Here is an 8,093-nt window from a genome sequence, read left to right as displayed (position 1 = left end):
GACAGCGCCGACGCCTGGCTCGGTGGCTTCGGTGACCGCGAGCGCACCCTGACCATCATGAAAGACCCGCGCAGCGGCCCGATCGCGGTGGTCACCCTGGGCCTGGTGTTGCTGCTCAAATTCACCGCGCTGGTGGCATTGATCGAGCAGCACAACGGCGCCGCGCTGATCCTTGCACCGTTGATTGGCCGCGCTTCGATGCTGGCGCTGTTTCTCACCACGCGCTATGTGCGCGCCGGTGGTCTGGGGCAGGCCCTGGCGGATCATTTGCCACGGATCGTCGGCCAACAGGTGCTGATCCTCAGTGGTCTGGCGTGTATCTTGATCGGCGGTTTCAGTGGCGGGATTGCCGTGCTGGTGGCTGCCCTTTGTTTTATCGGCTTGCGCCAATTGATGGTCAATCGCCTCGGCGGCACCACCGGCGACACCGCCGGCGCGCTGTTGGAGCTGCTGGAAGTGGCGGTGTTGATCAGTCTGGTGCTGTAACACTTTCTTGCATTTCATTAATCCCGGGTATATACACGCTCCATGCTTGCCTCCCAATGTTTATGCACTAACCTGCGTCGCGCCGCTCGTGGCGTCAGCAGGCATTACGACGGCGCTCTCGACGGCTTCGGGATCAACGTTGCCCAGTATTCTTTGCTGTGTAATCTGCAGCGCCTCGATCAACCGAGCATTTCCAGCCTGGCCGACGCCATGGGCCTGGATCGCAGCACACTGGGGCGCAACCTGCGGGTGCTGGAAGGCGAGGGCTTGGTGCAGTTGGTGGAGGGCGATGACTTGCGCAACCGCCTGGTCTTGCTGACCGAGGCGGGTATCGAACGGCTCGCCGCCGCATTGCCGGCCTGGGAAGCGGCGCAGCAGAAATTGATTGATAAGTTGGGCGCCGAAAAGCGCGAAACCCTGTTGGCCTTGCTGGATGAACTCGCTTGACGCGAGTTTGTTCGATGATAAGCGGGTATATACCCGCGAACGGAGAATAAGAAATGACCTCAATGTGGCGCACCAGCGGCTGGATTCTTGTGGGGAGTGCGCTGATCCTCGCGTTGTCCCTCGGCGTGCGACATGGCTTCGGCCTGTTCCTGGCGCCCATGAGTGCCGAATTCGGCTGGGGCCGTGAGACCTTTGCCTTTGCCATCGCCCTGCAAAACCTGATCTGGGGCCTGGCACAGCCGTTTACCGGCGCCCTGGCCGACCGCTTCGGCGCCGCTAAGGTGGTGATGATCGGTGGTGTGCTTTACGCGCTGGGCCTGGTGTTCATGGGCCTTTCGGATTCGGCGTGGTCGCTGTCCCTGAGTGCCGGGTTGCTGATCGGCATTGGCCTGTCGGGTACTTCGTTCTCGGTGATCCTCGGGGTGGTGGGGCGTGCCGTGGCGCCGGAAAAACGCAGCATGGCCATGGGTATCGCCAGCGCCGCCGGCTCGTTCGGCCAGTTCGCCATGTTGCCGGGCACCCTCGGTTTGATCGGCTGGCTTGGCTGGTCCGCCGCGTTGCTGGTGCTGGGCCTGATGGTGGCGCTGATCGTGCCGTTGGTGACCATGCTCAAGGATCGACCGTTGCCTGCGGTGGCTGGCCAGCAGACCTTGCGCGAAGCCTTGGGTGAGGCCTGCTCCCATTCAGGGTTCTGGCTGCTGGCGTACGGCTTTTTTGTCTGCGGTTTCCAGGTGGTGTTTATCGGCGTGCACTTGCCGTCGTACCTGGTGGACCAGCACTTGCCGGCCTCGGTGGGGACGACCGTGCTGGCATTGATCGGCCTGTTCAATATCTTTGGCACCTATACCGCCGGATGGCTCGGCGGGCGCATGTCCAAACCCCGTTTGTTGACCGGTTTGTACCTGCTGCGGGCGGTGGTGATCGTGATCTTCCTGTGGGCGCCGGTGACGCAGACCAGCGCCTACCTGTTCGGCATGGCGATGGGCTTCCTGTGGCTGTCCACGGTGCCACTGACCAACGGCACGGTCGCGACCTTGTTTGGTGTCAGAAACCTTTCCATGCTCGGTGGGATCGTGTTCCTGTTCCATCAACTGGGCTCGTTCCTCGGCGGCTGGTTGGGCGGGGTGGTCTATGATCGAACCGGTAGCTACGATTTGATCTGGCAGGTGGCAATCGTCCTGAGTCTGGTGGCAGCGGCGCTGAACTGGCCGGTGCGCGAGCGCCCGGTGGCACGTTTGCAGGCGCAAATGGGGGTGGCATGAATTCGACCTGGCATTGGCTCGGCGCAGCAGCAGCAGGACTCTTGCTGCTGCTGGCGTGGTGGGGCTGGCAACAGGGCGGCCTGGCATTGATGCAGTTGGGCATGGCGATCTGTTAAGTTCTGTGTCTGAGACTTTTCAAGGACACCTCACATGCAGATGCGCTGGTTCGCAGTACCCGCTCTGATGGTGGCTTTTGGCGGTGTCGCCATGGCTGCCGATTGCCCGCCGTTGCTTGAAGGCCAGTTGCCCAAGCTGCGCGCCAAGGAATCCATCGACCTGTGCCAGCGCTTTGCCGGCAAGCCGCTGCTGATCGTCAACACCGCCAGCTTCTGCGGGTTTGCGCCGCAGTTCAAAGGGCTTGAAGCGTTGTACCAGCGCTACAAGGGCCAGGGGCTGGAAGTGATTGGCGTGCCGTCCGATGACTTCAAGCAGGAAGCCAAGACCGGGGAGGAAACTGCCAAGGTTTGTTACGTTAATTACGGCGTGACCTTCACCATGACCGAACCACAGAAGGTCAAGGGCCCGGACGCGGTGCATCTGTTCAAGATCCTGGCGCAGCAGAGCAGTGCGCCGAAGTGGAATTTCTACAAGTACGTGGTGGACCGCCAGGGCAAGGTGATCGCCAACTTCTCCAGCCTGACCAAGCCGGATAGCCCGGACCTGGTCAAGGCGGTGGAAGACGCGTTGGCCTCCAAACCCTGATCACCGCCCACTAAAAAGCCCCGCCTCTTTTGCAAGAGTGCGGGGCTTTTTTGTGCCGCTTTACATCAGAACTTGTACGTCACGCCCAGGCCGAAACCGTTGGCGCTGTTTTCGTACTTGGCGCTGTAGGAACCCAGTGCGTTGGACTTGTTAACTTTTACCGGCTCTTCCTTCAGGTAGGAATAAGCCAGGTCAACAGTCATGTTATCCATCACGGCATAACCCAGGCCCACACTGAAGATGGTCCGGTCGCCAGTGGGAATACGTGGGGAACGGTCAGTGTTGTTGGTTGGCGACTGGTCGAACGTCAGGCCGGTACGCAGTACCACTTGCTTGGTGACCTGGTACGAAGTACCAAGGGCGTAGGCCCAGGTGTCGTGCCAGTTCTGAGGTTCAGTGATAGTGCCGATGACCGACGGTGCGAGGAAGCCGTTGGCGCCCGTTACACCCTGGTTCTTGACCGTGATGTCTTTCAGGCGGCTCCAGCGGGTCCAGGTAGCACCGCCATAGAGTTTCCAGGCGTCAGTCAGGTCCTGGGTTACCGACAGGTCGTAAGACTCTGGCGTGTCGATGCTCAGCGAGGCGTCGTAGCGGCCACTGCCAATGGCACCGGCAGTCGGGGCAGGCGCTGTCACCTCGGTGTGGCCGTCAAGCTTGTAGCTGACCTTGGAGTGGTAGGTCAGGCCGACGCGCGTGGTATCGGTGGCCTGTACCAGTACGCCGACGTTGAAACCAATGGCGGTATCGTCGCCCTTGATCGTGACGTTGGTCGAAGGCACGGCAGGGTTCAGGGTCAGTTCGGACTCCAGCTTGCCGGAGATCCGGTTGATGGTAGGACCGAAACCGATGGAAACCCGGTCGTTGAATGCGTAGCTGACCGTTGGCTGCAGAGTGATTACAGATACTTTGCTGTAGCTGCCGAACCCGCTGCCCTGGAAGCCGCGTTCGTAATCAGTCACCAGGCCGAACGGTGCGTAAACACCAAAGCCGACAGCCCACTGATCGTTGAGTTTGTTGGTGTAGAAGCCGAACGGTACGCCGGTGAAGGGCACCATGTCGCCTTTGTTGGTGCCCCTGGAACGGCCGCCGGCATCTTTGATGTCGGTCGAGGCATCGATGGCTGCAACACCACCCGTGATTTGCTGGCCTTCAAGGCGAGCCATACCGGCAGGGTTGCCATAAACAGTGCTTGCGTTATCGGCAGATGAAGAACGTCCCGCAAAACCGGTACCCATCCCGGCAACGTCTTGTTCGTTGAGGGCGAAGCCGCTCGCGAACACGTGGGAGGATGCCATTGCAACGGCGAGGCTAAGTGTCGTCTTGAGCATTACTTTTTTCATTATTAGAACTCCGTGGTGATCACCGCTGCGGAAAGTAACAATAAATTTATGTTTGCGCTATAGGCTCAAACACAGGAGATAGAGCGGTTTTGTAGGACAATCCGACCAAAATCAACGTTTTTAGCCGAATCTTGCAAATCGCCCGGTCAACAGGCGACGTGATTCATGGGTGAAACACAGGTTTGCCAGGCCTGGGTGAAATCCCGGAGCCGGCCTTGAGGGTGAAATATTTCTTTCCAGATACGCGCCATCGCCAATACGTCGTCGGCCGGTGGCAGGTTTGGGCGGTGTTGTTCCACCAGCAGCCAGGCGATGGCGGTGGCGTAACGCAGGTTGACCGTCAGCTCAAGCTGCGGCCCGCTGAGGAAGGCATGCTGGCTGGCGAGTCCGCGTACCAGGCTGGCGCGCTCGGGGTCCAGCGCCAGGTAGTTATCCCACAGCGCGCGATGACGCGGCTCGGTGATGCTGTAGAGGCCATGGCCGCGGCGGTCGTGCAGGGCTGAACCGAGCGCCGACTGGCTGGCGGCGATGCCCAGCAGCAGGGATTCAGCCGTCTGGTTATGGCGACCCAGGTAAAGCAGGGTGGGCCGGATCACATAACGACACAATTCGCTGGCGGCGATGCCCATAAATGCCTCAATCCATGAAATTAATCGGCGATACCTGAGCGAGGGCTTGGCAGCGGTGAATCGGATCTCAGGTCCGCCGGAAGCGGATCATGCCGCTTGAGTTGAAGTGTAGTGTCATATTTACGATGTAAAGGACTGTTTTTAAAATATTTTCATCATTTAGTTATATCGTTTATATCAATTTAAACTTAGCGCGCCTGAATTTCAGGCAATAAAAAACCCCGGGTTTTAACCGGGGTTTTTGTGTTTCAGCGATTCGGGTCGATCAGGCAACCAGTGCCTGGCGAGTACGATCGATCACGGCCTGCAGCGGTTCTGCGCTGGAGTATTGATCGGGGTACAGGCGTTCGCTGTGACGAGCGATGCCGTGTTCGTTGACCAGGGTAAAGCTGAAGCAGCCTTTGCGAGCGGCCATGATCAGGCAGTTCATTGGTGCAAAAGCGTTGGTGAGGGTGCGAATGGCATCCTGAGTGTGGATTTGAGTGGACATATTATTGGTGTTCCTACAAATGACACGGTTAAGAACCGTGCAACGTTAAAACGTTCCAGTGACGTTGATCACCATTGATCGAACGAAGAACCCGACTGGAACAAAGCAGCCAGTTTGAAGCGCTATTAAGTTGGCGCGCTTGGGCTGGCAGGTAGGTACTTAGGAGGGCAGGCAACACAACAGGGGCAAAGGTTCTGGGCCCGGGGTGAAGATCCTGATCAATTTGCAGGTTGGTTCGGACAGAGTATGGAAACTTCGCGACACCCTTTGCATTGTTCAAAGGCCGTGTCGTCGCAAGTGATACCTGGAAACCATCGAGGTGGTCGATCCCTTTTTGTCGGCGGTGCCGTGAGGGAGTTGTTCGACCAGAATTGACTTTCAGCTTGGTACTAACACCGCGGATAGTAACGGATTGAAACGATGAAAGGAAGTGTGATAGGCAAAAAACTTTTCGGGTTCTGGTGCGGCGGTAACATTCCTCAGCTGCTGCCTGAGCAAAAAACGCGGTCGATATAACCGGCAAGTGGGTAGTTGTGCACATTGGTGGCGCCCTGTGTAACTGAACTGACATACGCCCCGCAAAGCGCCCGGGTGCCTGCAACTAAAATTTAAGTCAATGAAAAATCGAGCTTTTTTTTATTGGTGAAAAAATCGTCAGTTTGACTGCGGCCCCCGTTCCATGGGCCTTTGCGGGACTTACAGAACGGTTGTCCACTGAGTTATCCACAGCTTCTGTGGATTGTCCCAAGCGCTTGCTCTAGAACGGGCGTGCAGGCTTTTTTCAGCTTTACCTGTACGAAAAAAAGAGTAGAGTGGCGCGCCTTCCGTTCTGTCCCACAGTGCTTTATGAAGTTTCGCTCAGTATCACCTTCTGTTACCGACAGCCCTCAGGTTGTTACCGCACCCAAGCGTTTTTCCCTGAAAGTTGCCTTGTGGTTGCTCGACAGCCCGCGCCTGGGCCACAGCCCCAACGTCAAACATTTTGCAGGGCATTTGCTCAAGCAACCGGCTCGTGCTGGCGTGGTGGTGGCGCAAAGCCGTCTGGGCCAGTTGATGTGCCGCGAGTGCGGCAATGCCCGCGACCGCCGTATCGGCCACGAACTGCTGCGCCAGGCAGCCCGCGCCGGTGACCGCATCGCCCAGCGTGAACTGGGCCAGATCGAAGACTGAGCTGTCCTCAATGCGCTGGCTTGGTTAACCTTCTTCTTTTCGGGTGACGGCAGGAATCGCTATGGCTTTTGACTGGACCAGTGTTGTGCTGGGTCTCGCCGCTGCTGGGTTGCCGCTGTTGGGGCTGTGCTGGCAGATTCAGCGCCGACTGAGCGCGCGAATGGCCGGCTGGGAATTGCTCGAAGAGCGCCTGGCCACCGCACAACTGGCCCAGGAAGGGCTCGCCGCGCAGTTGGACGCCAGCCGTGACGAAATCAGCGACCTGAGCCAGGCCAACGCTGCCAAACAGGCTGATTTGGCCGCCGTGCGCCGGGAAGTCGAACTGCTGCAGATCGACCGTGACAACGCCCGCGACGCCGCGCACGCCTGGAACCTCGACCGTTCCGCCAAGGAAACCGAACTACGCCGCCTGGATGCCTTGTCCGCGTCCCTGCGCGCCGAATTGCGCGAGCAACAGGAAAGCCATCAGCAACGCCTCAGTGACCTGCAAGGTTCCCGTGATGAGCTGCGGGCGCAGTTCGCTGAACTCGCCGGGAAGATCTTCGACGAGCGCGAGCAACGCTTCGCCGAAACCAGCCAGCAGCGCCTCGGCCAATTGCTCGACCCACTCAAGGAGCGCATCCAGTCGTTCGAAAAGCGCGTCGAAGAAAGCTACCAGAGCGAAGCCCGCGAGCGGTTTTCCCTGGCCAAGGAACTGGAGCGCCTGCAACAGCTGAACCTGCGCCTGTCCGATGAAGCCACCAACCTGACCCGCGCCCTCAAGGGCCAGAAAACCCAGGGCAACTGGGGCGAGCTGATCCTGGAGCGGGTGCTGGAACATGCCGGTCTGGAAAAGGGCCGCGAGTACCAGACCCAGGTCAACCTCAAGGGCCCGGACGGCGAACGCTTCCAGCCCGACGTGTTGATCATGCTGCCGGGGGACAAGCAGGTAGTGGTGGACTCCAAGGTCAGCCTGACCGCCTATCAACAGTACGTCGCCGAGGACGACCAGGCGATCGGCCAGGCAGCCCTCAAGCAGCACGTACTGTCCTTGCGTAACCACGTCAAAGGCCTGGCCGGCAAGGACTACAAACGTCTGGAAGGCCTGCACAGCCTGGATTTCGTGCTGCTGTTCGTGCCCATTGAAGCCGCATTTTCGGCGGCGCTTCAAGCCGAGCCGAACCTGTTCCAGGAAGCCTTCGACCGCAACATCGTGATCGTCAGCCCGACCACGCTGTTGGCCACCTTGCGGGTGATCGACAGCCTGTGGAAACAGGAACGGCAAAGCCAGAACGCCCGGGAAATTGCCGAGCGCGCCGGTTGGCTGTACGACAAGTTCGTGCTGTTTATCCAGGACCTGGACGAGGTAGGCAACCGCCTGCAGCAGCTGGATAAAGCCTACAGTGCAGCGCGCAACAAGCTGACCGACGGACGCGGAAACCTGGTGAGCCGTACCGAGCAACTGAAGCTGCTCGGCGCCCGCGCCAGCAAAAGCCTGCCGGCCGACCTGCTGGAACGGGCGATGACCGATGAAGACGGCGTGGCGCAGTTGCCAGAATAGTCACCGGTCTCTGTGGGAGCTGGCTTG

At 59.2% G+C, this 8,093-nt stretch carries 9 protein-coding genes; 6 read left to right on the top strand and 3 right to left on the bottom strand.

Going from position 1 to position 8,093, the window contains the following annotated elements:
- The 4 genes from HX846_RS08675 to HX846_RS08660 form a co-directional block, all read left to right on the top strand.
- A partial coding sequence (locus HX846_RS08675; protein WP_178965260.1) for an adenosylcobinamide-GDP ribazoletransferase occupies positions 1 to 486 on the top strand: 486 nt, incomplete at its 5' end.
- A gap of 42 nt (positions 487 to 528) precedes the next feature.
- Positions 529 to 933: a MarR family winged helix-turn-helix transcriptional regulator gene (locus HX846_RS08670; protein ID WP_003214925.1), complete on the top strand. Its 405-nt coding sequence runs from the start codon at positions 529 to 531 to the stop codon at positions 931 to 933.
- Positions 934 to 995: 62 nt separating this feature from the next.
- On the top strand, positions 996 to 2,195 hold the full coding sequence (locus HX846_RS08665) for an MFS transporter (protein ID WP_178965261.1): 1,200 nt from the start codon (positions 996 to 998) through the stop codon (positions 2,193 to 2,195).
- 150 nt (positions 2,196 to 2,345) lie between these two features.
- Entirely contained in the window at positions 2,346 to 2,897 is a 552-nt protein-coding gene (locus HX846_RS08660; RefSeq protein WP_008432697.1) for a glutathione peroxidase, read from the top strand.
- A gap of 65 nt (positions 2,898 to 2,962) precedes the next feature.
- On the opposite strand, the gene HX846_RS08655 is transcribed toward HX846_RS08660, so the two are convergent.
- The 3 genes from HX846_RS08655 to HX846_RS08645 form a co-directional block, all read right to left on the bottom strand.
- Positions 2,963 to 4,237, bottom strand: coding sequence for an OmpP1/FadL family transporter (locus HX846_RS08655; RefSeq protein ID WP_026078188.1), 1,275 nt, complete (start codon positions 4,235 to 4,237; stop codon positions 2,963 to 2,965).
- Positions 4,238 to 4,383: 146 nt separating this feature from the next.
- Entirely contained in the window at positions 4,384 to 4,866 is a 483-nt protein-coding gene (locus tag HX846_RS08650; RefSeq protein WP_087695206.1) for a hypothetical protein, read from the bottom strand.
- A gap of 265 nt (positions 4,867 to 5,131) precedes the next feature.
- Entirely contained in the window at positions 5,132 to 5,356 is a 225-nt protein-coding gene (locus HX846_RS08645; RefSeq protein WP_003214941.1) for a hypothetical protein, read from the bottom strand.
- Positions 5,357 to 6,202: 846 nt separating this feature from the next.
- Here HX846_RS08645 and HX846_RS08640 point away from each other — a divergent pair.
- Positions 6,203 to 6,526, top strand: a complete 324-nt coding sequence (locus HX846_RS08640; protein ID WP_023659092.1) for a sel1 repeat family protein — start codon at positions 6,203 to 6,205, stop codon at positions 6,524 to 6,526.
- Positions 6,527 to 6,701: 175 nt separating this feature from the next.
- Positions 6,702 to 8,066, top strand: coding sequence for a DNA recombination protein RmuC (gene rmuC / locus HX846_RS08635; RefSeq protein ID WP_173406092.1), 1,365 nt, complete (start codon positions 6,702 to 6,704; stop codon positions 8,064 to 8,066).
- Positions 8,067 to 8,093 lie beyond the last annotated feature (27 nt).

Source organism: Pseudomonas sp. K5002 (assembly GCF_013386655.1).
Lineage (GTDB): Bacteria > Pseudomonadota > Gammaproteobacteria > Pseudomonadales > Pseudomonadaceae > Aquipseudomonas.
The sequence above is the reverse complement of the archived record's forward strand: the minus strand, read 5'-3'. Positions and strand labels throughout refer to the sequence as shown.

Bases quoted from the DNA above. Each gene is read 5' to 3' on its own strand.
- HX846_RS08670 (WP_003214925.1), top strand. From the start codon at position 529: ATGCTTGCCTCCCAATGTTTATGCACTAACCTGCGTCGCGCCGCTCGT.
- HX846_RS08665 (WP_178965261.1), top strand. From the start codon at position 996: ATGTGGCGCACCAGCGGCTGGATTCTTGTGGGGAGTGCGCTGATCCTC.
- HX846_RS08660 (WP_008432697.1), top strand. From the start codon at position 2,346: ATGCAGATGCGCTGGTTCGCAGTACCCGCTCTGATGGTGGCTTTTGGC.
- HX846_RS08655 (WP_026078188.1), bottom strand. From the start codon at position 4,237: ATGAAAAAAGTAATGCTCAAGACGACACTTAGCCTCGCCGTTGCAATG.
- HX846_RS08650 (WP_087695206.1), bottom strand. From the start codon at position 4,866: ATGGGCATCGCCGCCAGCGAATTGTGTCGTTATGTGATCCGGCCCACC.
- HX846_RS08645 (WP_003214941.1), bottom strand. From the start codon at position 5,356: ATGTCCACTCAAATCCACACTCAGGATGCCATTCGCACCCTCACCAAC.
- HX846_RS08640 (WP_023659092.1), top strand. From the start codon at position 6,203: ATGAAGTTTCGCTCAGTATCACCTTCTGTTACCGACAGCCCTCAGGTT.